A 25,494-nucleotide genomic window follows, 5' to 3' on the forward strand; every position below is an offset into this window, starting at 1 on the left:
AAAAAACCTGTGCTTGACCTGCTCCGGACCCCCGTCGCGCACGTACCTGACCCTCTCGTTAACACCTAGCCAAGTTGCTTGTGTAACAGGATGCCATGTTTAGGTCAGATGTGGCGGGATTGGTCACCCGCCGGAAGGGTTGTGTCGGGCCTGCGAGAGCGTAAGCAGGGGGACCGCTTCGGGTCCGGTACGGTATCCCCCTGCTGACCTGCCGATTCATGAGCCGCACAGAGCGATCTCCCCCACTCTCCCCCTGCCCCCGCTAGCTGCCCATCTGCGCGACTGCCGCCCGGGACCGGTCAAGGGTGGCCGTAGGCCATCGCGGAGCGACGCCGTAGGCGCCCTTGACGGGGACCGGGTGCCGCGCATCATCGGGCAGCGGGGGGAGGGAGAGACCTGCAGGTATCCGCGGCCGATGGCCACATCCGGACATCCCCGCACTACTGCGGAGGAACTGTCGGAGCGCGTGCCTACGGTGAAAGCGTTCCCCTCGTGCTCGTCTCCGTCCCCCTCCGGAGGTCGTCCGATGGCCGTGTCCCGTCCTGGAACGTCCGGCGCCGGCGGTTCGGCTCAGGCGCGCTACCGCGAGTTGTGGGCGGAGGGTCGTCGTCAGCGGTTGATCTTGCGGGCGGTCCTGGCCTTGGTCGCCGCTGTGGTGGTCGGCTGGGTGTGGGGCTGGCTGGCGGGCCTGGCCGCCGCGGTGCTCGTCGCCCTGGTCGATGCGGTGTATCGGTGGCGGACCCATGAGGCGGTGCGGACCTGGCGCAAGGGCGCGGCCGGCGAGCGCAAGACGGCACGGATGCTGCGCCCCTTGCGGCGGCGCGGATACACGGTGCTCCACGACCGGGCGCTCCCGAACTCCCGGGCGAATGTGGATCACTTGGTGATCGGGAAAAACGGGGTCTTCGTGGTGGACACGAAGAACTGGAGCAAGGACAAGCGGATCACCCGGCGCGGCCGGTACGTCCACATCGGCGGCACCTGGGGTGACAAGGCGGTGCGCTCGGTCCTCTTCGAGACGCGGCGCGTCTCCGACCTGCTCGGCGCGGCGGTCGGCCGGCCGGTGGAGGTCACTCCGGTCCTGGCGATCCACGGACCCAACGTGCCCCTGCTGCGGGTCATGAAGGTCGACGGCGTGCCGCTGTTGCGGGCCTCCCAGGTACGGCCCTGGATCGCTCGGGGCGGCGCTCGGCTGTCGGTGGAGGAGGTTGCCCGGCTGAGTGCGGCGGCCGAGCGTCTGTTCCCGCCGTACACCGGTTGATCTCGACCACCTACGGCGGCCGGCAGCTGGGCACAGAGCGGATGTGCCGTCCGCCGTGTGCGGAGAGATGGTGCGCGCCCGGTGGGCGGACGGTGCGTCCGCCCCGCGGGGGTCTGGGGGCGGCGGAGCCCCCAGGGGCACTAGAGCCCGGCCCAGCCATACTCGCATGTGGGCATTTCTGCATGTAGAAATGCGACTGCTCTGACCTGCATGGATGGGATCGATGTACTGATTTGTTCTTGGGTAGGAGAGACCCGTAAGGGCGGCGTGATGGCATGGGAGCTGGCCCTCAGCACTCCGCCGACGCGGACTCTCAACAAATTTAGTATCAGCAAATGACGTGTCCCTGCGGCTGATACAACGTTCGTTGATGACAAGCAAGCGGTGTCCTCATAGGATGACGCCGCCAAGTTCTGAGACATCGTGCTTGGTGTTGAACGTGGAAGGGCCTCCTGCCCTCATATGGCTGTGGATCCATTCGGCAGGAGGCCCTATCCCCTCCTACAGGAGGGGATCGCCGGGCGGGATGTCGCCGACGCCGATCACGATCCAGAGCACCCACAGGCCGAACCTCGCGTAAGCGAGATACGTGCGGGTCCTCCAGTACCGTACCGCCGCCTTGCTGACGTCGTCAGTCCCGGGTCCTTCGTGAGGGGTTCCCTCCGCTGTCACGGATGTGAACCACCTGTTCTCCCGGCTGGGCGCCGGGTGCCTCGCCGGACCGTCCGGCGAGCTCGTCCGAACGATCCTGACTGTGCGGGGGCAAAACTAAGGCCTCTTTTCGTCCGGAGCAACGAGGCCGGATGGTTTGACGACAAAGACGCAGACATGTCCGTTTCTTCAAGCGCGACAACTTAGGCCTTATGGGCGATATGCGCGTGTGTGACTAGTTAAGCGAGGAGCCTTTGTAGTACAGAAATGCAACTGACATCCGCAGGGGCGTATGCGACAGCTAGCCGCGTTTTCTGGACGACATGAGTGCTTCCCTTCCCCCGACCGTGCCCGGTATGACCTATTTCTGAGGTGCGTTAAGCCCTACACGGGTGCTCCGCTTCACCCCGACCTCCATCCATCCTGTTTGGTCCAGGACGTTGGCAGGCCGATTACATTGGCGAGAATCGCACCCTTGGGACGTGGACTGAGGGTGCGGATGTCGGTCAGCTTCGCGCGGGTCAGGTCCGCGCTGGTCAGATTCGCGCGGGTCAGGTCCGCGCGGGTCAGGTCCGCGCGGGTCAGGTCCGCGCGGGTCAGGTCCGCGCCGGTCAGGTCCGCGCTGGTCAGATTCACACCAGTCAGGTCCGCGCCGGTCAGGTCCGCGCTGGTCAGGTCCGCGCGGGTCAGGTCCGCACCAGTCAGGTCCGCGCCGGTCAGGTTCGCATAGATCAGCTTCACGCCGGTCAGGTCTGCGCCGATCAGCTTCACGCCGGACAGGTCCGCGCCGGACAGGTCCGCGCGGGCCAGCTTTGCGCCGGTCAAGTCCGCATCGATCAAGACCGTGCCGATCAGGTCCGCATCGATCAAGCCCGCGCTGGTCAGGTCCGCGCGGACCAGATGCGCGTCGGTCAGGTCCGCGCCGGTCAGGTGCGCGTCGATCAGGTGCGCGCCGGACAGGTCCGCGCGGACCAGGTTCGCACCGGTCAGGTCCGCGCCAGTCAGGTTCGCACCGGTCAGGTCCGCGTTACGTAGGCCTGTGTCGCATAGGCTCGCGCGGGTCAGATTCGCGTTACTTAGATATGCGCCGATCAGGTCCGCACTGGTCAGGTCCGCGTCGGTCAGGTCCGCGCCGGACAGGTACGCGTCGGTCAGGTCCGCGCCGGACAGGTCCGCGTGGGCCAGGTCCGCGCCGGTCAGGTTCGCGCCGGCCAGAAGGCGGCGGACCGCGATCTCTAGCGAGGGGTCTAGGTCCGGTATGTCTTCGGGTGGGCGCAGGCGCGCGGCTTCGGGGAAGTAGCACCCGGCGAGCTGGACCAGTGCCAGCCGCAGTGCTTTGGCGATCGGGCGCCAGATCAGCGGCCCGAGCGTGTAGTCCCGCATCCATGGCGCATCGCGGACCATCGTCGCCAGCAGGGTGAGAAGGTCGGCGGGTAGGTCATCACCAGTTTCCGCATCGGCCTCCGGGCTGGCTGGTACGGGGGAAAGTCCAAGGCGGCGCACGAGCTCGAACTGCTGGGGCCAGGGCAATCCGACGATGGTACGGACGAGGTTGATGGTCAGCGTGCGGATCATGTCATCGTCATCGACCCGGCGGTGGTCGGGGTTTTCCGGTGCTGCACGGCGGCGCGCGGCCTTCATCGGGCCTCCTCCTGCTCCAGGCTCGCCGGAGCCGCGCCGCCGGCCACGCGCCGCGAGCGCAGCAGCACCCCGGCGAAGCGGGTCAGGCCGGCCAGCACCGCGGGCACCTGTTCGGACGGGCAGCGGTTCAGCGCGCGCAGCGCGACGGCCACCACGCCCATGATCAGTGCCACGGTCACCACCGTTCCGGCTCCGGCCAGGATCACCATCGTCTCGTCCGACATCCTTGTCCTCCTAGCTCCGTTTTGGGCATAAAAAAGGCCCCGGCGGTCCGAGTGGACCGACCGAGGCCGGAAACGACGAAAGCCCCGAGCGGCAAGGCCGTCGAGGCTTTTGAATTCGGGCATGCTACTGCCCGGCGGGTCGATTATGGACTCAATCGTCCCGGGCCGTCAAGCCCGCGGAACCGCCGCTCGCCGGAGAGGTGTTCTGTCTCATTGAACTTGAGGTAGGGGAAGGGCTTGACCTGCGGTGCCTCGGATTGCATGAGACATGCAGACCGGAAAGCGTCTCACTGATCATGAGGCATGTTCACCGTTGACCAACCTGGCCGCATGAGCGGGAAGACCCCTTCGGGGATGGTCAGGCCGCTGCGGGTCTCCGCTGGAGCGCCCGCCAGCATCTGTGTATAGGCCACGTCGGCCGTGAGCAGCGTGATGGGGTTGCCGTCCAAGCAGCAGTCCCCACCCGTCGCCATGGGCATCGAGCCCCAGGGTGGCGCATACTGCCTGGTAGTCGTCCCCAAGATGATGGGGAGTGAGGATCATGAACTCGCGGGCGCGGAATGTCACTGGGGCGCCTTCCGTTAGATGATCATGCATCAGGTCGCTGAGACGAACGGCAGGATGCTCAGATCCGGTGAGACTGCCTCAAGTTCAGTGAGACAGGACAAGAGGAGGTCGGGCCGCCGATGTCCTGTGCCAGTTGTTGTTCCTCTTTGTCAGTGAATCTTGCTCACGGGATCGGTTCCGCCACTACGGTTTGCTCGGATGCTGATCGTTTTGGCTGGGGTGGTGGCTTGTGGGTGGTACCGCAGCCGAGTGGTTCAAGGGCCTTGCGTGGCCGGTCGAGGTGCACTTCATCGATGCGACGGGGGCGGCGTGCCGAGTGGTGTCCTCGTCTTGCTCGGCGGTTCGGTTCGAGGAGGTCAGGCCGGTGCGCTCGTTCCGCTGGTCCCCGGGGCTCGGGCACTACCCGGGCTGGTGGTGGGCGGCGACGACCGGACGACACGTCGGCTACGAGTCGTGGTTGGAACGCGATCATGTGCAGGCTTTGGACTTTGACCAGGAGATCGTGGGGATCGCCTCTCAGCCGTTCTGGCTGCGCTGGGAGGGTGAGCGGGGTCAGCGACGGCACGCGCCGGACTACTTCGCCCGCCGGGCGGACGGGAGCGGCGTTGTCGTTGACGTCCGCGCCGATGACCGGATCGAGGACAAGGACGTAGAGGCGTTCGCGGTGACCGCACAGCTGTGTGACCTGGCGGGTTGGGAGTTCCGGCGGGTGGGCGAGATCGACCCGGTCCTGCGAGCAAACATTTCGCCGAAGCGGACAAGCGGTGGTGAACCGCCCGACCCGTTCCGGCGAACCCTCTGGCGAGTTCGAGCATCTGCAGCTGACCACCCTGGCGGGCTGGCGCGGTTTCGTCACCGAGATGCCCGCTGTTCCAGACCTGCTTCCCACAGCACTCTGGGCAGGCTTGGACGACGACAAACGCGGCTGCTACGACGATGACCGCGTTGACCACCACGCCCGGCTCTTGATCGTCCAGACCCCCACGATCCGTCAGGTCATCACCGCCGGCCGCCGCCTGATCCAGCTGAACAAACACGCCCACTATGGCCGCTGCGGGCTGATGGTCTCCGGACCCGCCCGCACCGGCAAGACCACCGCGCTCACCCAACTCGGCAAGACCATCGAAGTGATCCACCGGCGCCGCCACTCACACGCGGCCGCGGACATCCCGGTCATCTACATCACCGTCCCGCCCGCCGCGACCCCCAAGATGATCGCAATGGAGTTCGCCCGGTTCTTCGACCTGCCCATCTCACGCCGAGGCAACATCACCGACATCGCCGACGCCGTCTGCGGCGTCAGCATCGACGCCCGCGTCCGCCTGGTCGCGATCGACGAACTCCACAACCTCAACATCTCGACCCGGGCGGGCGCCGAAGCCTCCGACACTCTGAAGTACTTCTCCGAACGCATCCCCGCGACATTCTGTTACGCGGGTATCAGCCTGGAACGCACCGGCCTGCTCTCCGGCACCCGCGGCGAACAGATCGCCGGGCGCTTCAGCATGGTCCGCACCGGCTCGTTCGGCCAGGACAAGCAGTGGACCGCCCTCATCGCTGCTCTGGAAGACAGCCTCCGCCTCCATCACCACCAATCCGGCACCCTTATCAAACTTGATCGCTACCTGCACCAACGCACCCACGGAATGATCGGAAGCCTGCTCTGGCTCATCCGCAGCGCTGCCATCAACGCCGTCCTCGACGGCACCGAAAAGATCACCAAGAAGGCTCTGGAGGTCGTCGACGCCGACATCACCTCCCAGAACCCGCACCCGCCCACCAGATGACCGATGTCGATGCTGCCTCAAGAGCGGGCTGAAGAGATTCTCACCCTGCACGCGGCCGGGTGGTCGACACGCGCGATTGCAGCCAGCCTCGGCCACAGCCAGAACACCATCCGCGGCTACCTCAACGGCGACAGGACGCCTGGAGTGCGGGCTCCAAGACCGAGCTTGCTCACCGATCTCCTCGCCAACTACTGCCGGCAGCGGTTCTTCGAGGATCCGATTCTCCGACCCAGCGCTCTGTTCAGAGAGGTGACCCAGCTCGGCTTCGAGGGAAGCCGAGCGACCTTCTACCGCGAACTTGCTCAACGCCGGCTGCCGCCGCCAGACCATCGGCCAGCTGATCCGAACAAGGACTCCCCGCAGGCCCTGGCCGACGACGGCATCGCCAAAACGCCGCGCCCGTTTGTCCCTGCTCTCCAGCGCGCGCCGGTGCTGCCACGGCGGGTCGCCCCACTTGCCGGGGAGCCGCTCATCTCCTATCTGACACGGCTCGCCCACGCCAATCACCTCACCGTCTCCGAGGTCCTGGCCGTGCTGCCCACCTGGTTCTCAACCAAGGTCAACAACCGCAACGACCGCGCCCAACACCACGCGCTCGTCCCCGAAACCGCAGACGCGCTGCTCGCCCTTGCTCACCTCACGGCCATCACCACCACCAGCCTCGCACGCGCCCTGCCAGCCTTCCGTCACAACGATGAGGCCAGCCCCCTGCGCGCCACTACGGCCTGCCGGCGTTGCACCGCTCGCCGCGGAATCAACGAGCGCATCGCCGTCCACCTGCCCGCTCACCAGAAGATCTGCACACGCCACCGCATCTGGCTCAGCGATCCAGGCCAGCCTCACCTCGACCTCGCCGCCTGCCCGGAGATCACCATCGCTCAGCTCCGGGCCAACCGCCTTCTCCACCGACACAAACCCCAGCAGCTCATGCTCGCCTACCAGGCCGCCATCAGGGAGGTCCCTCCCTGGCCACGATCGCCAGCATCCCTCCCAGCCCACTGGAGATATCGGCTCCTCATCCTGCAGAGCACCAACCACGGCAAAGGCACTCCAGACGATCACGATGCCTACATCGACGCGGCGAAATACCCCGACGCCATCGCGCTCACCGCAGCGATGCTCACTCCCAAAACGGGAAGGAACCCATGACAGGCAAAATCATTAAGGACAAGGTGCTGTGCTACATCGTTCGTGACGGACGGTTGCTGGTCTTCCGGCACACCGACTTCAGCTACGAGGAGGTCGGAATTCAAGTCCCCGCTGGAAGCATCCGGCCGGAGGAGACACCGGAGGACGCCGCTCTTCGCGAGGCACGGGAGGAGACAGGTTTCACCCAATTCAGAATCCTCCGGAAGCTCGGTGAGGTCACCTACGACATCAGCCCCTACCGCTTCGAGATCCAGCACCGCCACGTCTTTCACCTGGAGCTCACCGAGCCCACGCCAGAGCGATGGGCCAGTCAGGAACTCCACGACGGCGAACAGGACCCCACCAACTTCGAGTGTTTCTGGATCCCGTTGGAAGACGCTCATGTCCTCCAGTCCGGCCAAGGTGCGCTACTCGGGGTGCTCTTCGACTGACCGCACGCGACTACCGCCCGAATCGCCAAACTTGTGACTGAGCAAGATCCAATGGCGGAGCCTGCCCTGCCCGGCGGGCACATGCCCACCTCTCATGGGTGCGCTTCGCCACTTGAAATTCCTCATCCCAGGTCACGGCACTGGTGCCGAAGACGATCCCCTGGCACAGGACAGCCGATCAGGTGTCCCGGCGATCCTGGATTGCGTTAAGCGGGGTTTATCGCAACTCAACGCGACACGGCCCAAGCTCGCCCCACTTCTTATTTCACCTATGTAATATAGAGGTATGTCAGGAGGGATTCAGCGGGTGACCGCACCAACGCTCGATGTCCTTGAAGTGCTCGTGCGCGCCCTACAGGAAGGCGAAGAACTGTACGGCTGGGCCATCATCAAGTCGACCGGTCGCGCCGGGCCGACCGTCTACAAGGTCCTTGACCGCCTGGAGGCGGCCAAGATGATCAAAGGCCGGTGGGAGGTCCTCCCGGAGGGCGAACCAGGACCGCCGCGTCGCTTCTACACCCTGACCGGTGAGGGCGCGCTCGCCGCCCGTGAGCTCCTCGCCGAACGTCGGCCGTCCGCATTCCAACCGCGGCCCGCCTTCGGCTTCGCCCCGCTCGCCTGGCTGTCCATGCTTCTGCCGGGAGGAACCCGTTGAGCGGAATAGAGATCTTCCTCGGCGTCCTCTTGGGGTTGATCGTTAACGAGATGTGCGACATCTCGCCCTGGCTGGCCGGCAAGCTGGTCCGCCTCTCCGCGCGCTGGCGCTACAGCGATCCAGAGCTAGCCGAAGCTCGGGGCGCCGAGCTGACACGCGTGATCAATGACCGCCCCGGCAAGCTGTTCAAGCTGGGAACGGCGATCGCCTTCCTGACCAGCTCTGCCGCGGATCGCGCCTGGGGGATGCTGAGCTCTGGCAGGCTCCTCGAGATCCTCTGCGGCCTCCTTCTCCGCTCGGCACCCGAATCGCTCTGCGTCCGCGTGTTCGCGCGACTCACCGTAAGTGCCCCCATACATCACTTGCCTGACGGGACCCTCATAGCCGTGATCGAGTCGCGGAGTGATGCGTTTGCCTTCAGGGTGATAGCGAAGAGGCTCAGTCCGCGCTGGAAGGTGGTGCAGGGCCAGGAGAACAGCGACTCGGTCCGCCGGGAGCTGAAAGCACATGGGGTGCCGTACCGATAGCAGCCCAAAGACGGTGCTCGCCTGACAAGCACGACGATGATCTCCCTCATCTCTGACCACGAATGAGGAAGATCATGAATAGCACAGCGTCTTTACGATGTAGATTCATCGGGTCTGCCGGGCTGCGGCGCGGTGGTTCGGCAGACTCCTCTCCGCCCTTCCGCATATGTTCATTTATACATGCAGAAATGTAGTCAGCCGATGATCTGCCTGCGGTGGGTGTATGGCCAGCTGACAGCGCCAGCCCAGCAGGGTGGCGCGGGCAGCGGGCTTGTGGCGCTGTCACTCCCGGCCGGGGTGACGGATGATGGGTCCGATTAGGCGTCCCTCACCACTGCGGAGGTACGGAACATGAGTGGTCTCAACCGGCTTTTCGTACGTATGGGTCTGGCGAACCCGACGCCGGCCGATGTCCAGTGGTTCCTTGGGCGGGTGGCGTCTGCGGCGGCCAGTGTGCGCCTGGCTGAGCGTGAGCGACCTGCCCGCCTTGGGAACATGCGGCGGAAAGAGATCGCTCGGGCGCAGCGAGCCTTCCACCGGGCGGTTGAAGACGCCGTTTCCCATACCCGGCTGGCTCATGATCCGGAGCTTCAAAAAGAGCTACTCACACAGGTCAGCGGCGCGAATCGGGCCGCTGACCTGATAGTCGACTACCTCCGGATTCCCGGTCCGGGGGAGGAGCCTGCGGCGCCGGGCCGGGAGCCTGTTCAATGACGGCACGCTAGGCGTCGGGACCAGCTCGGCGTGTTGGGCCTCAGGCCTGGCGCGGTGCGGGCGGTGGCGACACGATTGAAGTTCGGCATGCCTATAGGAATGTCCTCCAATGTCCATGTCAGCAATTACACATGTAGAAATGCATCCCTGCTGACGTGCAAGGGAGTGACTGCACTTCAGCGTCGAGGGCGACCGGGACCGCTCCTGGGGGCTTGGTTCTCCTTACTGGTCAAGAGCCGGACGAGCTCCTCTGGCGTCATCGAGTCCTTCAGCGCGCGCAGCGCCAGGCGGGCAACGGCGCTGGCACTGACGTCGGCGCCGGCCAGGAGAGCCGTGGCCCGGACGGTACGCAGCCATGCCTCCAGGTCCGGGTCGATATAGACCTGTGCGAGCCGCAGTGTGGTTCCGCCGCGGCCGGGTTCGCGTGGTTCGGCCTCGATGCCGGAGGACCGGCGTCGGCGGCTGCCGGGCCCCCGCTGGCCAGCATCGGCGCGCGGTGCCGGCGCCGACTGCGGCTCGGGAGCGGGCTCGGCGGCCGGTACCGCGGTCTCCGGAGCAGGCTGCGGCGGCGGGGCCTGCTCGGCCTCGACCGGACCGGCGGAGGTGTCTGCTCGACGGGGGTTGCGGGGCGGCGGTGGAGTGCGACCCTGGCGGGCTTTCTCCCTGCGGGCCTGCATGGCGGCCAAACCGTTGTCAGGCTGCTCGGGCATAGGACTTCACCGCCTCGGCCACGACACGGAGCTCGTCGTTGAGCGGCTGGACACGAGCCGGAACCGGATCATACGAGGTGACCGCGATGCGGATCTTTCGTCGCTCCAACCAGGAGTAGTAGGAGACCGGCGGGGCTACGGGCACGTTGGCTTTGGTGACCATGCGGCTGAGCCGGTTCAACTCTGCGGCCGGAGGCACGCGGGGCACCTTGTTGGGGACCATCAGGAGCGGATAGTCCGCGAGCTCCTCCAGCATGCCTTCCGTGGCCTCCAGTTCCCGGGTGGCCAGGACCGCGGGGGAGACGACCACGCGAGCGGCGCTGGCCGCGCCGTAGGTGGTCGGTCCTCCGCCCGGGTGCGTGTCGACGACCACCGGGCGCCCCCATGCGCGCGCCCACTGCTCCAGGCAATCGGCCATGACGTCGGCCGCCGGTTGGTTGGTGGCCAGATCCGGGTGGCTCGGGACCAGGAGGGGCTTGCGGTAGCCCTGAAGCGGGACCGGCGTCCGGCCCTTGTCGATGGCGTCCAGGAGCGGGGCCCGCATGCGGTCCTCGTGGCGGTATCCCCACTGACGGGTCACGCCGCCGCGGTCCCAGTCCAGGTCTATGAGGACGGCGTCAAGGAGGTACGCGAGCTCGTACGCAAGGAGGCTCTTGCCTACGCCGCCTTTGTAGGCCAGGACGGTGGTGATGTCGACGTGGCCAGCGCCAGCGGGATTGGGGGCGTGCTGCATGAAGGGGATTATGCCGGGGCGCAGGCAGACATACGAGCACGGGAGCATGTCGGCATGAGGGCATTTCTACATGCGTAATTGCATGGTGGGTCTTGAGCTGCGGGGAAGGCATAGTGAAAGCCCCGGCGAAGAGCTCGCCAGGGCTCCCCTGACTTCCGCAGATCGTTCTTAGATCATCAGGAGGCGCCCAGGCCGTGAGTGCCTGGGCGCCTCGATCACTCTGCCCTACCCCTTACCGACGGATCTTCGGCTTAGGCGGGTGCTTGCAGGTGGCGGGGCTGGTAGTGCTGCCGCCGCACGTCGGGCATTCGCTGACCGGCTTGGGTCCGCTGGAGGCGGGGGTCGGCGGCTGCTGCTTCCCCATCACTTGTCGCCCTTCTTCTTGGCGGCGTCGCGGGCGGCCTGCCGGTCGGCCTGCTCCTTGGAGAACTCCTTGTCGTAGGCGTCGCGGATGCTCTGCGGTTCCCCACCGGGCCAGGTTCCGGTGTACTTGCGGCCCGGATCGTACGTGCGGGTTCGTGCCATGATGGACCTCCCTTGAAAGAGGGGCCCCGTGGCGCAGCTCTTGGTCGGGTTGGCGCCGCGGGGCATTGTCGTTTTGGGCGACAGGTAGCGCGGTCTCTTGCTAGCGGTCGCCCTGGGAAGAGCATGCTACAGATCTATGAGGAGGAGAGGAACGACCGGGTGAAGCAACCGGAGGACAAGGAAGAGGGGGACCAGGAGATGGTGACGGCACCGCCCACGGAAGCCGCGGCGGACCCGATCGTGCAGATCAACACTCGTGTACGGGCTTCATTTCGCCGACGGGTGCGGATGGCGGCGGCAGCTCAAGACATCAATGTGGAAACCCTGATCAATCGGGCCCTAGAGGAATACATGGACAAGAGAGACCTCTAGCTGCATCTCACACCCGGACGACGGCGCTGGATCTTGGCGGAACTACGCCGCCGCCCGGGGTAACCACCAGAAAGGGACTTCCTGATGTTCAACATCAGCCTAGGACGCGGTGTGCGCCCTGACGACGGCGGGGACCATCCCGTCAACGGATCGCCCTCCTATGGGGAGCGATCCCCGCTTACGCCCTGGTCGAACGGGGAGGGCGTACGTGAGATTCGCGAGTACAAGGTCAATCCCCGCACGTCGAAGGACAAGAGAGACCGCCTGTCCGGGCGCATGCTCGGCGTCGCCGGCGTCCTGGTGTTCGCCGCGATGGTGGGTGCTGGCTTCGTCACCTACGCCTCACAGCTCTTGTTCGCCGAAAAGCACAACCACACGGGAACCACGCTCACCGACCTGGACCAGATCCGCGCCTACATCGTCGCGGCGCTCCCGGATGTCGGCTGGATCGCCATGGCCCTCGTGGCGCTGGTCGCCGCGCTGCGCGGCCAGTCCTCCCTGCGGGCCCGGCTCGGCGTCCTGGTGTTCTTCGGCTTGTCGCTCGGTGCGCAGATCCTCTACGCGCCGTCCACGCTGGAGGGCATCCTGGTTGCGATCATCGCGCCCATCTCCCTGGCATGGATGCTGGAGACACTGATCATCGAAGTCCGGCGGTGGGCCGGTCATCGGCTCGGCGTCCCCATGGATGAGACGCCGATCCTGACCGGTGTCCTGGTCTGGCTGGCCAGGCTGCTGGTAGCTCCCGTGCGCGCACTGCTGTGGTTCGTCCGGCTCCTCCTCGACTGGCGTGGCACCTGGGCGGGCCTGCGGGAATGGGTGCTCGACGTCGCACCGCTGGCGCCGGGCCGTACCCGGGCAAGCTTGGAAGCGGCGGCGGCGATCGAACAGGCGGACGCGGCCAGCGCACAGGCCGAGCGCATCCACGCCGAAGCGACGGCGGCGGCCCGGCAGGCGGAGGAACTGGCGGCCGCGGCACGGGCTGAGCGGGAGCAGGCCGCGGCCGAGCTGGCGCAGATCCGCACCGCCTACGAAGCACTCCAGGCGGAAAAAGAGCAGCGCGAGCGTGCGCAGGCCGATCTGCGGCGGGTGCTGCCCGGAGAGACGAAAGTCCAGGCACTCATCCGGATCTACCAGGCGCTTTATGAGGGAACGGCGGTCTACCTCGATCGGGGCACGGCGCCGGCCATCGCCCGCGACATCGCCGAGCGCATCGACTACAACGAGGGGACCGCGCGCCGTGAGCTCGGCCGGTGGGTCGACGAGCAGCTCAGCGTCTCCGGAACGTCGGTGCCCAGCCGTACCGTTGAGGAGGCTGTGAGGTGATGCACCGCGTGATGCTCCTGAACACTCCCCTTCCGGAGGGGATTCTCCCCGAAAGCCCTGTCTTCCCTGACCTCCAGAAGATCGACATATGGGATCTGGTCCTGCGCTACGGCTGGATTCTCGTCCTGGCCGTCGTCATCATGGCGGGCCTGGGTGTGGTCGTCAGCCGCATGCAGGACCCGCATCTCCGGCGGGGCCTGGCCCTGACCTGGCGGTTGAAGCTGCGTCTGTACCCCGGGCCGGGATTCGCCCACCGCTTCCACCTGTGGCGCAAGTACGGCGGACCGGCGGCCCGGAAGGTCGCCCGCCAGGCTCGGCCGAGCCTGGGCGGCTGGTGGCGCCGACTGTTGGCCGATCCGCGCGAGTACACCACGTTCCTGGGCTGGGCTCAGGGCTGGATCTTCCCCGTCCGGGTGTTCTCGACCATGGAAGACATCGTGCTGGTGCTCGCCCCGCCGAAGGAAGGAAAGTCGGCGTGGGCCTGCGGGCGGATCGTGGACGCGCCCGGCGCGGTGGTCGCTACCTCCATCCGCGGTGACCTCGTTGACGAAACCGCCGGCCTGCGCGCCAAGCGCGGCAGCCACGTGACCACCTTCAACCCCGAGCGCGTAGGCCACTGGGAGTCGACCATCCGATGGTCACCGGTGCCCGGCTCCGAGGACCCGTTCACCGCGATCCGGCGCGCGGCGAACATGGTCCGGGCCGTGGATGCCAAGGGCGTCACCGACAAGGACTTCTGGCGCAACCAGGCATCCCAGGTCTTGGCCGCCATGCTGCACGCCGCCGCGCTGGGGGGCTATTCCCTGGTCGACGTCTACCGGTGGGTCACGACCTTCGACACGACACCCGTCAAGATCCTGTCGATGCGCTGGCCCGGTCTGGATACCGAGATCGCCGCCAGCATCGCGCAGGGCTACCTGACCAACTACGACAATGCCCGCAAGTCCATCGCCCTGACCTTGACGAACTGCCTGCGGGTGGTCGAGTCGCCGGCGACCCGTTGGGCCGTCACTCCGGAGCCGAGCGAGTCGTTCGACATCGTGCGGTTCCTCAAGCGGCGCGGCACGCTGTACATGGTGGCCAGCGACAACCCCGACACCCCCACGCCGCCGCTGTTCGCCGCGCTGCTGGGGGAGATCTACGAAACCGCCTGCCGGGTGGCGACCCGCCGCAAGGGCAGCCGTTTGGACCCGCCGCTGACCCTAGTCCTGGACGAGATCGCCAACATCTGCCCCGTTCCGGTAGACGCCTGGTCCACCACGGCCTCCGGGTTCGGTATCAACATGATCCTCATCGGACAGTCCTGGTCGCAGTTCAAAGAGCGCTGGGGTGAGAACGGGGCCAAGACCATCCGCAACGCCGCCAAGGCGAAGATGTTCTTCCCCTCCATCTCCGATGCCGAGGACCTGCAACAGATCTCCGATCTGTGCGGCAAGGTCAACATCTACACCTCGGAAGAGTCGACCGACGCCGACGGCAAGCGTCGCAGCCACCGCCGTCCGGAACTGGTGCCGGTCCTCCCGCCCGAGCACATCCGCATGCTGCCGGAATGGCACGCGGTGGTCGTGCGCAGCAACGCGAAACCCACGATCGTGCGACTCGAACGAGTCTGGAAGCGGCGCGACCACAAGGCATGGGTCAAGGCCGGGCGGCCGGTGCCGTTGCCGCTGCTGGATCACAGTGCGGCGTTCCAACTCGACCGAGAAGACGAGATCACCCGGCGCCGCATCGCCCGCGCGCTGGACGAGCCCGCGCCAGCGGCACCGGTGCTGACCCCTCCGCTGGAGGAGGACGCCCCCACGCAGCCGGATCTGCCCCGCGCGGTCCCGGAGTCGGAGGTGGAGCCTCCCTTCCCGGAGGATGAGCTGCGGCGGCGGCGCCCGCCCTATCAGCGCCGTCCCTGGGACCGTCCTGATAGCAACGGAGAGAACGCATGACCGTTGAGGGGCCCGCGGTGGAGCTGCGTGACGTGCTGACGGCTGTCACCATGCTCGCCTCCGACATGGGCGAGCTCAAAGCCGCCATCGCAGCCAGCAAGCCCGCTCTTGAGCAGACGCAGTTGAACAAGGACCTGTTGGCGGCGCTGGTCGGCCAGGTCAACGAGCTGGCCGAGACCTTGGAAGGGATCAAACGCCGCGACAGCTCCGAGCCCAAGCCTCGGCCCTGGTGCTGGACCACGATGACCTACGCCGAGCGGGCCGAGCGCCTGGCCGAGCTCGCCGACTGGGTCACTGAGGTGCTGTACCTGCGGCCAGAGGTGCCCCTGGCGGTGCCCATCTGCTGGAGCTTCCACCCGGACATCGTCGATGACCTGTCGGCGCTGTACTGCGGCTGGCAGACGGCCTACCTATGGTCCGGCGGCCGGGCCACGGATGCGCTGGACTACCTGACCCGCGCGTTGCCGGCAGTGCTGCGCAGGATCTCCTCCCAGCACAAGGCATGCGCCAGCAACCATCAGCCGCCGTCACGGGTGCGGGACGACTCCCGCGCGGTCGCCGCTCGAGTCCAGCAGTTCCAGCAGCTCGCCGCCCAGGAATAGCGCTCCCGGAAAGCGACAGGTCCCCGCACCGATCGGTGCGGGGACCTTTTCGTATGGTCATCGGGTAGGAGGGTCGTCCAGGTAGCCCACCAGCCATAACAACGTCTGGCCAACCCCACTGCTGTAGAACGACGACGGAGGGCGTGCGAGCCGAACACGCCGGTATGACACGTCGTCGATGAACGAGACCTCGTTGACGAGCTCGTTGTACGTAGGCGGCTGGAACCGCGCCACCTGGCCAGAGACCGGCGCCTGGGCGCGTTCACCGCGTGCCCAGGCAATCGCATCCAAAATGCCTTGCCGGTAATCGACCATGTCGGGGTTGCTCACGTAGGTGGTGAGCTCCTCCCGCGCTTCTCGCTCGATCGCCTCCACCTGCGCCGGCGGCCGAATGAACGGCAGAAGGTCAAGCTCCTCATGCTCTCTCCAGCTCAGCGGGCCCTGTTCCTTCTGCGGGAGATTCAGCTTGCGGACCAGCTCGATCCGCTCTTGATCGCTCAACCGCCACGGCTCGGCGCCCCTGCTGGCCATACCCGCCACGGTAACCGCGTCGCCGGGTCCTGTTCCAGGGCCGGTCACCGCTCGATCCCCGGGAGCTCGATCTGCGGTGCGGGTCGGCTCATCGGCTCCTGCTCCAGCCTCGGGGCGCTACGGGCGAGCATCTCCGGCGTGTTCTCCCGCTCATGCTCGCGCTCGGCATCCCGCTCCCGGGAGACCTCGGGCTCCTCCAGACGGCGCTCCGGCTCGGCGGCCTCCCGCTCAGCGGTGCGCTCACGCTCCTCGACGACCCGCGCCGCATACCGCGCACGCTCCAGCGATCCGCGCATCTCGGCCAGCACACCCTCCACGGGTGCGGTCACCAGTCCTAGATCCAGCTCTAGCTGAACCGGGCCGGCCTCGACGTGCTCGCGCTCCGGTGCCTGCTCCAGCTCGCGGGCCTGCTCGGGCTCGGCCTTCACCTCGACGCGCTCTCGCTCCGAGACGGTGAACAGCTCTGTCTGGCCGGGCATCGGTCCGCGCTCGGCGTCCCGCTCGGCCTGCTCGGCGGCCTCTCTCTGCGCCTGCTCGCGGTCGGGAACCGGCCCGTCCGGATGCAACGGCGGCATGTCCGCGTCCGGGTAGCGGCGGCGCAACTCCTCATCGGCGCGGATCGCGGCCAGGCGTTTGTCTGCCGTCGCCTGGTGCCATGCCTCCCGGGCCTTCGAGATGAACCCCAGCGCCGTCCGCCGCTGGTCGGTCTGCCCGGCCAGCAACGCCGTGGCGCGGGCCTTAGCCTCCAGCGCCTCGCGACGCGCCGGGTCACTGGCGGCGCGCGCCTCGTGCTCCAGCAATACCGCCTCGCCGGCGAGATGATGCGCGCTGATCTCGGCGGCGCGCTGCTGGTCGGCCACGTACTCCGGCGCCCACTGCGCCTCACGCGCATAGGCCGCGCGGGTGACCCAAAGCTGGCCATCGGTCGCGCCGGTGATGTCCCGATCCGCCTCCGGACACCCGAGCGCCTTGAACGCTGTCCGCCAGGCGGCACGGGCTTCGGGCTGACTGCGGCCCGGCTCGGGCCCGATGGGGTCGCTGGGGTGGTCATAGCCGAACTGCTCACGGTAGGCGGCCACCGCGCCGGCCACGTCGTAGGCGCGCGCCAGATCCGCAGTGCCCGGCGTCTCGGCCTCGCCAAGGAACGGCGCCAGCCACTCCGGCCGCTGCTCGATCACCCGGCTTCCCAGATCCAGTACGCGCCGGTCCATGGCCTCCGCGAGCTCCTGGGCGAACCGGTTGGCCTCCGGCGAGCCCAGATCCGGGGTCCGCTCCTGCCAGGTGGCCGCAGCCTCCGGCTCCGCGCCGCCGATGCGCCGCTCGATCCGCGAGTGCAATACCTCCGCGATGGATCGCGCGCCCTCGAAATCGCGCTCGCGCACCGCCTCCTCCAGCACCTGCGCGACGGGCAGGCCGGCCAGCTCGGCACGGTGCAGAACGGTCATCACCGCCGACCGGGCGGGGTCCTCGGTGATGCGCTCGTAGTCCTGCGGGCTCAACAGCTCGTGGAGCTGCTCGTCGACGCGCTTGGCGCCGATGGTCCGCACCACATCCATCCACTGCGACCCGACAACGGCCATGTTGGTGGGCCGGTCCTGCTCGGCGCGCACGGCCTCGATCGCGGTGGGCTGAGCGTCCTCGCGCTCCAGGACCCCGGCCAGTACCGTCCACCGGTTGACGGTCGGCGCTGCCTCCTGCGCCGCCTGCACTCCCTCGTGCGCCGCCTTCGCGCCGGGGATGCCACTCTCCAGGTCTGGCACGCGCCGGTCCTTCAGGCTCGGCGCGATATCCGGGTCCCGGCTCAAGTCGGCGGCCCGCTCGGTCGGGGTGATCACATGGGCCTGGTTGCGGGCCTCGCCCCGCGACAGCATCACGTACAGCGATTCCAGCGAGGTCCGCTCGTCGACCAGGCCGTAGCAGCCGTGGACGGTGCGGCCCTGCGCCGCGTGGATCGTGCCCGCGTATCCCAGCTCGACATGGGCGCGAACGTACTCGTACGGCAGATACGTCTCCGGGCCGGTTCCGTCCTTGGTGATCAGGCGGGCCGTGATGCCCCCGGCCGGGGTGAATCCGGTCACCTGGAAGACGTCCCGGTTCGAGAGCGGCCGCTTCTTGTCTCCAATCGTCACCTTGGTGTCGTTGTCGCGAGCGGTGATCAGGTCGCCGACTCCGGCCGCGTTGCGGTCACGCAAGGGGATGCCGTCAGGCTGGACCTTGCCGTAGCGCACGAGCTCCTCGCGGATGCGCCCGGACAGCTCGCTGGCCTTCTCGTTCGTGGAGGTGATCAGGAGACTCTGATGTCCTTGCAGGTAGTCAGCCAGGTACGCGCGCGCGGCCGCGTGCTCCATCTGCTCGCGGGTGCCCTCGATGATGCGGCCGTGGCGGTCGTAGACCTCCAGGGCCTCCATGCTGCCCTCACGCAGCCCCAGCGACGCCTCCCGCTCCCATGGCTCCTTCATCCGCTCTACGACCGTGAGCTCCTGGGCGCCGTACTCCGACACCACCAGGCGCATCATGCCGCCGGCCTCCGGCGCCGTGAGCTGGGCATGGTCACCGGCCCACACCTTCTTCGCTCCGGCCTCGTCGCCGATCTTCTGGATCGTGTCCAACTGGGGGGTGGGAACCATACTGGCCTCGTCCACCACGAGCAGGTCGTTCTCCCGGATCTGGATCTGCCCGCGCCTGTGACGGTCAAGGAACTGAGCGATGTTGTACGCCTCGTCGAACCCCTCGGCGACCAGCACGTTTGCCGCGTTCTGACTCAGGGCCAGGCCGATGACCCGCCCGCCCGCCTCGGCCTTCCACAGCTCCCGCAGCTTGTTGAGCGTGTAGGACTTACCCGAGCCCGCCGGGCCGACGAGGATGTCGGTCTGACGGCCTGACGTGGCGATGTTGTAGACCGCTCGATCCTGGTCCGGCCGATGACGACGGGCAACCGATCCGTCACGCGCCTGCCCCTGCGCGGCGGCGCGCGCCAGGTCCCCCTCCGGCGCGGACAGCTCCATCCCCGGCGCACTGCCCGCGCGCTCGACCTGCACGCCCGGCACCTGCTCCCACCCCAGCCACGCCGCGGCGCGCTCCGGCGCCACCTTCGGCGCGCCCCTCTTCTGCGTGGCCTCCAGCAGACCGGTCTCCCGCGCGAGCTGCCGATCCGTGGTCAACCGCCCGGCGCACGGCGCCGCATACACGCTGCGCCCGTCCGCCCGGCGGAACATCGCCGGCGGCTCCACCGCATCCGGCATCACGATGTTCTGCACGCCGTACCGGTTGCCCGGCGCCATCGCCTGTTCGGTCAACTCCCCCAGAAGGCGCGTGACCTGCTGCGGCTCCAGCCCACCCAGGTACTCCGGCAGATGCCGATTGATCATCCGGGTCAGCTTGTACGGGGTGAACTCCGCGCTCTCGCCCTGGGCCTCGGCCACCGCGGCGGCCAGCACCCGGTGAATCTCCTTGTCCCCGAGCTCGACGGCTTCCGCCTCGACATCGACCCGCCCGAGCGCCTGGTCCGGGATGGCGGCCAGGCCCTCCCGCTCGGTGGCTGTGGCCTGCTGCTGCCAGGCGCGCAACTCCTCCTCCCGCGACGGCACCTCACCCTTGGGCTTGCCGCGCTTGGTCGCCTTGGTCGCATGCTGGGCCATCGCGAACAACGCCCGCGCTGAGGGGGCCCGGCCGTGGTCCCGCTCGTACTGGGCGATACGCGCTTTCAGGCCGTCGCCCCGCTCGGTGCCCTCCAGCACATCGACCCGGCGACTGGAGAAGCTGTCGATCAGCTCTTGCGTCACGCCGACAACCTCGAACCCGTTGCCGTCCGCGCGGGCCCGGCACTGCACGCCCAGCTCCCGGACCAGGGCCTCGGCCGTGACCCGCTCGGCGATCGCGGCGGCCGCCGGCCGCGCCCGGTGGATCGCCCGCGAGTCCAAAGACCGCCACTCTCCGTCAGCGCACTCGACTCGCGATAGCGCTGCGTTGTGAACGTGGAGTTGTGGATCACCGTTACGCGATGTGTGCTGGCGGAAGCTGGCCACCACCCACTTGGGAGCATCCACCCACCGGCCAGTCGACCGGCCCTCCACGCTCTTGCCGTGGTAGCCGGCCCGGCTCGTCCCGCATGCGTCCTGGTAGTAATCCAGCATGGCCTGGTTGCCGTCCATGACCGCACCCCAGACCTTGCCGGCCAGCTCCTCGTAGCGGGCGGCCTGCGCCAGGTCTCCAGCGTCCTTGGCCTGCTGGGCGCGGACCTGTAGCCCCGCGTGCAAGAGCGTGATGCTCTTGGTCGGCGAGTAGGTCAGATCCAGGAAGTACACCGCGCCGCGGTGCTCCCTGCGGATCTCGATCTCCAGCTCCCGGCGCCGCTCGGGGCTCGCGTTCGGCTCGGCCTCCAGCTTGGCCGCCAGCGCTTCTTCGAACTTCTTGTACGTCGGCGGCTTGCGTCCAAGACGCGCCTTGTCCTGATCTGGCACGTCCTCACTCAGAAAGTTCGGGTCACGTGGATCAAGAAACGTGGAGTACAGCTTCTCGAACGCCTTCGCCTCAACCTCCGCCCCGAGCACGAACCCCAGGGTCTCCACCCCGGCGCCGGTCCAAATGCCCGGTGGCTCTCCGTGCTCAGCAACGGCGGACAGGTAGTAGTTCTCCGCACCCGGCGCAACGTTGGCCGTGAGGTACCCGGGGTCGTAGCCAACGGCGATCGACAGCACCCGGGCCTCCTCTCACGACGTGATCACGATCAACGGCGTACGCTCACTCTACCATGATCATTAGATAATGCCTCGGTGTGCTGTGAGAAGGGAGGGAGAGAGTGAGGGCGGTAAAGAAGATGTGGAGGTCAGGCGGTGAGAGGCGGAGATGGAGGGAGGAAAGGGGGAGAGCGGTGGTGATCGGGATGGAGAGAGAGCGGCGGGGGAGGCCAGATGGGGAGCGGAGAGGGGTTACGGTGTGTTACGCATGAGGGGGGCGGTCATGATCGGGAACGGTGGCGCTTCCGGAGCCCCGCCATGATCAAAGAACGAGAATGGCGGGGCTTGATCGTTTCCACCGTCCGGCGTCAGTACGCCCGGACGGCAAGCAGTCCCTTGCGGTGCTCCACTCCGGCCTCCCGGCCCTCATCCCACGTCCACATGGTCACGTAGCCGGGCCGGTCCGGGGTCTGGTGCTCGACATCCACCCGATCGACGTCACGCCGTAGGGACTGCTCGGCGGCCCACGCGGAGACCTCCGGCCAGGTCGCGATGATCCATCCCGAGCTGCGCCAGTCCGATCCCTCGACCGTGACGACGTACTCCTCTCCCTCCAGCTGTGCCGCTTCCGCCGGCCGTGCCCGTCGCTGCGTCCGCAGGTCGTACCAGCGACACAGCGCCAGCGTCCCGCCCCCCAGGCCCACGACTATGGTCCCGAGGGCGAGTAGAAGATCCCCTATCACCGTGCCTCCTCTTGGGCATGGCGCTCCTGGTCGACCAGGACGCCGTCCTTCCATGACCTTTCAGACCGCTCGGACAGAGGCATGATCACTCCTCTTCGCGGGGGTCGACGGGCTCGGCCTGCGGGCGCATCCGGGCGAGCTCCGCACGGGCCTGGGCCAGAGCCTCCTCCAGCGTGCCCCGTGCGGCGCGCTCGCGCTCGGCCGCGGCCTCGGCGATCTCGGCCCGGCGTTCCTGCGCGCGCGCGGCATCAGCCAGGGCCTCGGCCGTACGACGCGCCGCTTCGGACTGCTCGGCGTGTGCCGCCTCGATCGCGGCGCGCGCTCGCTCGGCATCGGCGCGAACCTGCTCGATCTGCTGGGCGGCTTGTTCGCGCTCGGCACGGGCCTGCGCGGTGAGCTCGGCGGCGCGGGCCCGCTCGGCGGCGAGGTCGGCGCGGGCCTGCTCGGTCGCGGCGCGGGCCTCGCTCCGGGCGTCGTCGCGCTCAGTTTCGGCCCGGCGGATCTGCTCGGCGGCCACGGCCTGCGTCTGCTCGATCGTCGTCCGCATCTCCTCGCGCTCGGCGGCGAGCTGCTCGACTGCTCGCTGGGCCTGCCCCTCGGCTTCCTCTGCGCGGCGGAGTGCATCTTCGGCGGCGGCGTCGGCCTGCTCCCGCTCGGCTTGCTCGCGCTCGGCGGCGGCGCTCACCTCCGCGGCCGCGGCATCCGGATCGCCGGCGGTCCGCAGCTCGACGAGCACACGCCCGAGCTCCTCACTAAGCCCTACAGCCAGCGCCTCAATTCGCCCCACCAGCTCTCCCGCGCGGACCTGGCTGAGGCTCACCGGTCGGTCCAGGTCCTCCGGCGTCGGGGCGCTCGGATCGCCGACGGCCGCCTTCTTTAGCCGCTGGCGCTCACGGTAGGCGGTCAGGGGCGTGTGGTTCGCGTCGACGCAGTACGACGGTCGGCGGCCGGGCTTGTCTGCCGGTGCGGGCGCCGGCGGCGCGGGGCATCCGGGATATCGGCACATCCCTGCCTCGGAGTGCTGCTCTGTCGTCTCGATCATGTCTCCCCCGTATTCATTGATTTCATTTGTGCTATGCAAGCTATGAAATGGTGGGCCGCGGCGGGGTGCAGTCGTGTAGCGCGGTCATGCGGTGGCTCCGAGACGTTGCATGGCCAGGTCGACGCGCGCCGCTCGGTGGTCGGCTCGGCCACGGTGGTCGCGTGGGTAGCGGTCCCTGTTCCCCCAGCGGGGCAGACCGGCAAGCACGAGGCGGCTTTGACCGGGCGTCGCTCGTCGACGCTTGCCCTTGGTTGTCATCCATGCGAGTTCGGCCAGCCACCAGGCATAGGTGTCACGCTCGATGCTGTAGGCGCGGTGGCGTCGCTCGGTGGTGCCGGCTGAGCCGATCCGGGCCGCGACAGTGGCCAGGCTGGTCCGGGTGCGCCGCCACGCGCCCGGGGTCGGCCGGTCGCTGCGCCGGGCGAGTCGGTGAGTCTGGAGGATCTCCAGGTGCCGCTGGATCGTGCGGGGACTGTAGCCGGTCGCCCGCACCAGGTCATTTACTTTGTAAAGACCGGTGCTGAGCGCCACGGTGGTGACTGCTACATGGCGCCCTAGTCCGGCCTGGCCCTGTGCGGGGCACGGGTGGGCGAACACGTCGTGGCTGAGGAGTTCGCGGCGGCTGCGTAGATCTTCCCGGAGATGCTCCCGGGCCACCCGGTGTCGGCGGACCTCTCTCACCTGGGGTGGGTTCCCTTGTGTCCCACCCTCTGCAAAGGCCTCGGCGGGATCGGTCGTTGCGGCGTCTTCGAGCGTCCGAGGGAGCACGCGGTAGCGGTGGGCCCGCTGCCCCTCGCCCTCCACGGCCAGGCTGAGCCACTCGTCCAGGGCCAGGCGGCGAAGCGCTCGGGCGGCCGTGCTGCGGCCCATACCGGTGGCCAGGCCCAGACGACGGCAGTCGACCTCGATCTCGTCACTGACGGCGTCCAGGGCGAGCTCCAGTACGTACTCCAGGGCCCGGCGATCAGCCGGTCCGGCCTGGGTGCTCCACCGGCTCGGCTCAGCGGCAATCGCGTGCCGCACGCTGGCCACGAGCGGCACCACGGCGGCCAGGCGGGCGTCCCAGTCCTCCGCCGGCGCGCTCTGCTCGACGTCGTCCTGGGCGCCGTCGACAGGCGCGGCCTCCGGGCGGAGCGTGGCGGCGTACGCCACGGCGCGGTCCCACTGGCGAGCGATCAGGGCGGCGCGTTCACCGGGCCCACGGAGTCGGCTGCGGGCTCCGCCCTGGCGGCGAAGGTGGATCAGCCCCGGCGCCTCCAGGTTGGCCTCCAGCAACCGCACGGCCTCCGGCGCACTCCAGCGGGCCAGCGCCAGACGCACCAAGATGCGGGCGAGCTGGGCATGCCCACGTTCGGCCTCGGGTGTGGTGGCCAGCAGCTCGGCCACGTCGCACGGGTGCCGGCGCCCGGCCAGGCGCGGCCCGCGCGGGCCCTGCTCGATCGTCCGTACGGCCTCGGCCTCGATCTGCGCGGGCTCGGGCGTAGCAGCGTCCAAGAGCACGGCCAGGCGCTTGAGGGCCTGGCCGTCGTTGGGCTCGGCCAGGACGGCGGCGGCGGCCTGCGGGGTGATCGGTATCCACTGGTCGACCGGCGTGGAGATGCCGCCGTGGCGGTGCGGGGCGCCGGGCGGGCGGACGCATCCCGTCCTCGGGTTGGTCAGGGGGCTGAGGTCCAGCGACGGCAGGCGGCGGGCGGCGGCGCGGGCCAGGCAGCGCACCACCGCGGCGGCCGTGGGAACCACCGGCACCCACACATGCAGGCCCCGGCCCGGCCCGGAGACGCACACCAGATACCGGACGTCGGCGGCTTCCAGCAGCTCCATGAGCTCGGCGGCATCGCGCTCGACGTCCCCGCGGCCACGGTCCAGATCGAACACGATGAACTCGAACTCGTGGGCGCGGTTGGCCAGATACCAGGCGAACGGGCCGATCGGCGGGAGCTCGCCGAGCTTCACCGTGGCGTCATAGGAGTGGGTCCACTCGCCGGTGTCGTCGCGCGCGTCAACGCGCGCCCGGCCGCGGGGGGCCAGAGCGCGTAAAGCCGCGTGATACGCAGCGGAAACGTACCCGGTGTCGTCCGTGAGTGACACACCCGATTCCGGGCATGTTGGGCTAGCCGGGCGCCCATGAGTTATCGTGGGCTGGTCTCCTTACAGAGGCATGACAAAGGGCCGGCTGGTAACCGGCGTTTGTCACTGGCAGCTCGTCGGCTGGGAACCGGCTCGCTGCTCGGCGGAAGCGGATTGGTACTCCGCTTTGGGATGAGAGATGTCGCCGTTGGATGGTTAGCCCGTAGGCGGCATCTGCTGGAGGTTGTAGGGGCGCGCCCCGGTCAGACGACCGGGGCCCTACGTTTTTATGGGCTCAGCTCGCGCGGGCCTCCTGTGACGTCTCGGTGCCTGCGACTGGATGCGGGTCGACGTGGTTGATCAGTTCCTCGAACAACCTGCTCAGGGAGATGCCCCGGCTGTTCGCCACCCGCTCGTAGCGCTCTTTGACGTGCGCAGGGACGCGGGTTTGCAGCGGCACGTTGCCGCCGGCCCCGTTCTGCCGCTTCCGCCGTCCCGGAATTCCAGCCATGGGGAGATCATGGCGCATGTGAGGCTGTTGTGCATGCAGACCGCTGGAGTGTCGCAAAAAACCTGTGCTTGACCTGCTCCGGACCCCCGTCGCGCACGTACCTGACCCTCTCGTT

The 25,494-nt window shown here is 68.1% G+C and carries 22 protein-coding genes; 11 read left to right on the plus strand and 11 right to left on the minus strand.

The window, feature by feature from the left end; genetic code table 11:
• The first annotated feature begins 526 nt into the window (after nt 1–526).
• Nucleotides 527–1,261 (plus strand): nuclease-related domain-containing protein, encoded by a 735-nt coding sequence (locus IEZ07_RS33825; RefSeq protein ID WP_191898527.1) that lies wholly within the window; start codon nt 527–529, stop codon nt 1,259–1,261.
• A gap of 1,053 nt (nt 1,262–2,314) precedes the next feature.
• On the opposite strand, the gene IEZ07_RS33830 is transcribed toward IEZ07_RS33825, so the two are convergent.
• The 3 genes from IEZ07_RS33830 to IEZ07_RS33840 all read right to left on the minus strand — a co-directional run bounded on the left by IEZ07_RS33830 (nt 2,315) and on the right by IEZ07_RS33840 (nt 4,226).
• A complete protein-coding gene (locus tag IEZ07_RS33830) occupies nt 2,315–3,553 on the minus strand; it encodes a pentapeptide repeat-containing protein (protein WP_191898528.1) in 1,239 nt (412 codons plus the stop codon).
• A complete protein-coding gene (locus IEZ07_RS33835) occupies nt 3,550–3,777 on the minus strand; it encodes a hypothetical protein (RefSeq protein WP_191898529.1) in 228 nt (75 codons plus the stop codon). The genes IEZ07_RS33830 and IEZ07_RS33835 overlap by 4 nt, the downstream gene beginning before the upstream one ends.
• Before the next feature lie 287 nt (nt 3,778–4,064).
• A complete protein-coding gene (locus IEZ07_RS33840) occupies nt 4,065–4,226 on the minus strand; it encodes a hypothetical protein (RefSeq protein ID WP_191898530.1) in 162 nt (53 codons plus the stop codon).
• Between the two features lie 437 nt (nt 4,227–4,663).
• On the opposite strand from IEZ07_RS33840, the gene IEZ07_RS33845 reads away from it, so the two are divergent.
• From IEZ07_RS33845 to IEZ07_RS33875, 6 genes are all read left to right on the plus strand, one after another.
• The gene (locus tag IEZ07_RS33845) at nt 4,664–5,284 is read left to right on the plus strand and encodes a TnsA-like heteromeric transposase endonuclease subunit (RefSeq protein ID WP_373868902.1); all 621 of its coding nucleotides are present in this window, start codon (nt 4,664–4,666) and stop codon (nt 5,282–5,284) included.
• Nucleotides 5,175–6,131, plus strand: coding sequence for a TniB family NTP-binding protein (locus IEZ07_RS33850; protein WP_373868903.1), 957 nt, complete (start codon nt 5,175–5,177; stop codon nt 6,129–6,131). The genes IEZ07_RS33845 and IEZ07_RS33850 overlap by 110 nt, the downstream gene beginning before the upstream one ends.
• Nucleotides 6,132–6,134: 3 nt before the next feature.
• The gene (locus tag IEZ07_RS33860; RefSeq protein ID WP_191898532.1) at nt 6,135–7,280 is read left to right on the plus strand and encodes a TniQ family protein; all 1,146 of its coding nucleotides are present in this window, start codon (nt 6,135–6,137) and stop codon (nt 7,278–7,280) included.
• Complete coding sequence (locus IEZ07_RS33865) at nt 7,277–7,711, plus strand: NUDIX hydrolase (protein WP_191898533.1); 435 nt, start codon at nt 7,277–7,279, stop codon at nt 7,709–7,711. Before IEZ07_RS33860 ends, IEZ07_RS33865 begins: the two co-directional genes overlap by 4 nt.
• A gap of 307 nt (nt 7,712–8,018) precedes the next feature.
• On the plus strand, nt 8,019–8,366 hold the full coding sequence (locus IEZ07_RS33870) for a PadR family transcriptional regulator (RefSeq protein WP_204054758.1): 348 nt from the start codon (nt 8,019–8,021) through the stop codon (nt 8,364–8,366).
• Nucleotides 8,363–8,893 (plus strand): hypothetical protein, encoded by a 531-nt coding sequence (locus tag IEZ07_RS33875; RefSeq protein WP_191898535.1) that lies wholly within the window; start codon nt 8,363–8,365, stop codon nt 8,891–8,893. The genes IEZ07_RS33870 and IEZ07_RS33875 overlap by 4 nt, the downstream gene beginning before the upstream one ends.
• A gap of 1,407 nt (nt 8,894–10,300) precedes the next feature.
• Here IEZ07_RS33875 and IEZ07_RS33880 read toward each other — a convergent pair.
• The gene (locus IEZ07_RS33880; protein ID WP_204054760.1) at nt 10,301–11,050 is read right to left on the minus strand and encodes a ParA family protein; all 750 of its coding nucleotides are present in this window, start codon (nt 11,048–11,050) and stop codon (nt 10,301–10,303) included.
• A 363-nt stretch (nt 11,051–11,413) separates the two neighbouring features.
• Nucleotides 11,414–11,575 carry a hypothetical protein gene (locus IEZ07_RS33885; RefSeq protein ID WP_191898536.1) on the minus strand — a complete coding sequence of 54 codons (162 nt, stop codon included), beginning with the start codon at nt 11,573–11,575 and terminating at the stop codon, nt 11,414–11,416.
• Between the two features lie 123 nt (nt 11,576–11,698).
• On the opposite strand from IEZ07_RS33885, the gene IEZ07_RS33890 reads away from it, so the two are divergent.
• The 4 genes from IEZ07_RS33890 (at nt 11,699) to IEZ07_RS33905 (ending at nt 15,809) form a co-directional block, all read left to right on the plus strand.
• Entirely contained in the window at nt 11,699–11,947 is a 249-nt protein-coding gene (locus IEZ07_RS33890; protein ID WP_191898537.1) for a hypothetical protein, read from the plus strand.
• 84 nt (nt 11,948–12,031) lie between these two features.
• The gene (locus IEZ07_RS33895; RefSeq protein WP_191898538.1) at nt 12,032–13,270 is read left to right on the plus strand and encodes a hypothetical protein; all 1,239 of its coding nucleotides are present in this window, start codon (nt 12,032–12,034) and stop codon (nt 13,268–13,270) included.
• The gene (locus tag IEZ07_RS33900; protein ID WP_204054755.1) at nt 13,270–15,207 is read left to right on the plus strand and encodes a type IV secretory system conjugative DNA transfer family protein; all 1,938 of its coding nucleotides are present in this window, start codon (nt 13,270–13,272) and stop codon (nt 15,205–15,207) included. Before IEZ07_RS33895 ends, IEZ07_RS33900 begins: the two co-directional genes overlap by 1 nt.
• The gene (locus IEZ07_RS33905) at nt 15,204–15,809 is read left to right on the plus strand and encodes a hypothetical protein (RefSeq protein ID WP_191898540.1); all 606 of its coding nucleotides are present in this window, start codon (nt 15,204–15,206) and stop codon (nt 15,807–15,809) included. The genes IEZ07_RS33900 and IEZ07_RS33905 overlap by 4 nt, the downstream gene beginning before the upstream one ends.
• A 57-nt stretch (nt 15,810–15,866) precedes the next feature.
• Here IEZ07_RS33905 and IEZ07_RS33910 read toward each other — a convergent pair whose 3' ends face one another.
• The 6 genes from IEZ07_RS33910 to IEZ07_RS33935 form a co-directional block, all read right to left on the minus strand.
• Nucleotides 15,867–16,340 carry a hypothetical protein gene (locus IEZ07_RS33910; RefSeq protein ID WP_191898541.1) on the minus strand — a complete coding sequence of 158 codons (474 nt, stop codon included), beginning with the start codon at nt 16,338–16,340 and terminating at the stop codon, nt 15,867–15,869.
• Between the two features lie 44 nt (nt 16,341–16,384).
• Nucleotides 16,385–21,037, minus strand: a complete 4,653-nt coding sequence (mobF, locus tag IEZ07_RS33915) for a MobF family relaxase (protein WP_191898542.1) — start codon at nt 21,035–21,037, stop codon at nt 16,385–16,387.
• Nucleotides 21,038–21,384: 347 nt separating this feature from the next.
• Entirely contained in the window at nt 21,385–21,759 is a 375-nt protein-coding gene (locus IEZ07_RS33920; RefSeq protein ID WP_191898543.1) for a hypothetical protein, read from the minus strand.
• 85 nt (nt 21,760–21,844) lie between these two features.
• Nucleotides 21,845–22,801, minus strand: coding sequence for a hypothetical protein (locus IEZ07_RS33925; protein WP_191898544.1), 957 nt, complete (start codon nt 22,799–22,801; stop codon nt 21,845–21,847).
• A gap of 84 nt (nt 22,802–22,885) precedes the next feature.
• Entirely contained in the window at nt 22,886–24,754 is a 1,869-nt protein-coding gene (locus IEZ07_RS33930; protein ID WP_191898545.1) for a bifunctional DNA primase/polymerase, read from the minus strand.
• A gap of 409 nt (nt 24,755–25,163) precedes the next feature.
• Nucleotides 25,164–25,379 (minus strand): hypothetical protein, encoded by a 216-nt coding sequence (locus tag IEZ07_RS33935; RefSeq protein ID WP_191898546.1) that lies wholly within the window; start codon nt 25,377–25,379, stop codon nt 25,164–25,166.
• Nucleotides 25,380–25,494: the final 115 nt, after the last annotated feature.

The sequence above is a fragment of the Planomonospora parontospora genome (genome assembly GCA_014647935.1).
GTDB lineage: Bacteria > Actinomycetota > Actinomycetes > Streptosporangiales > Streptosporangiaceae > Planomonospora > Planomonospora parontospora.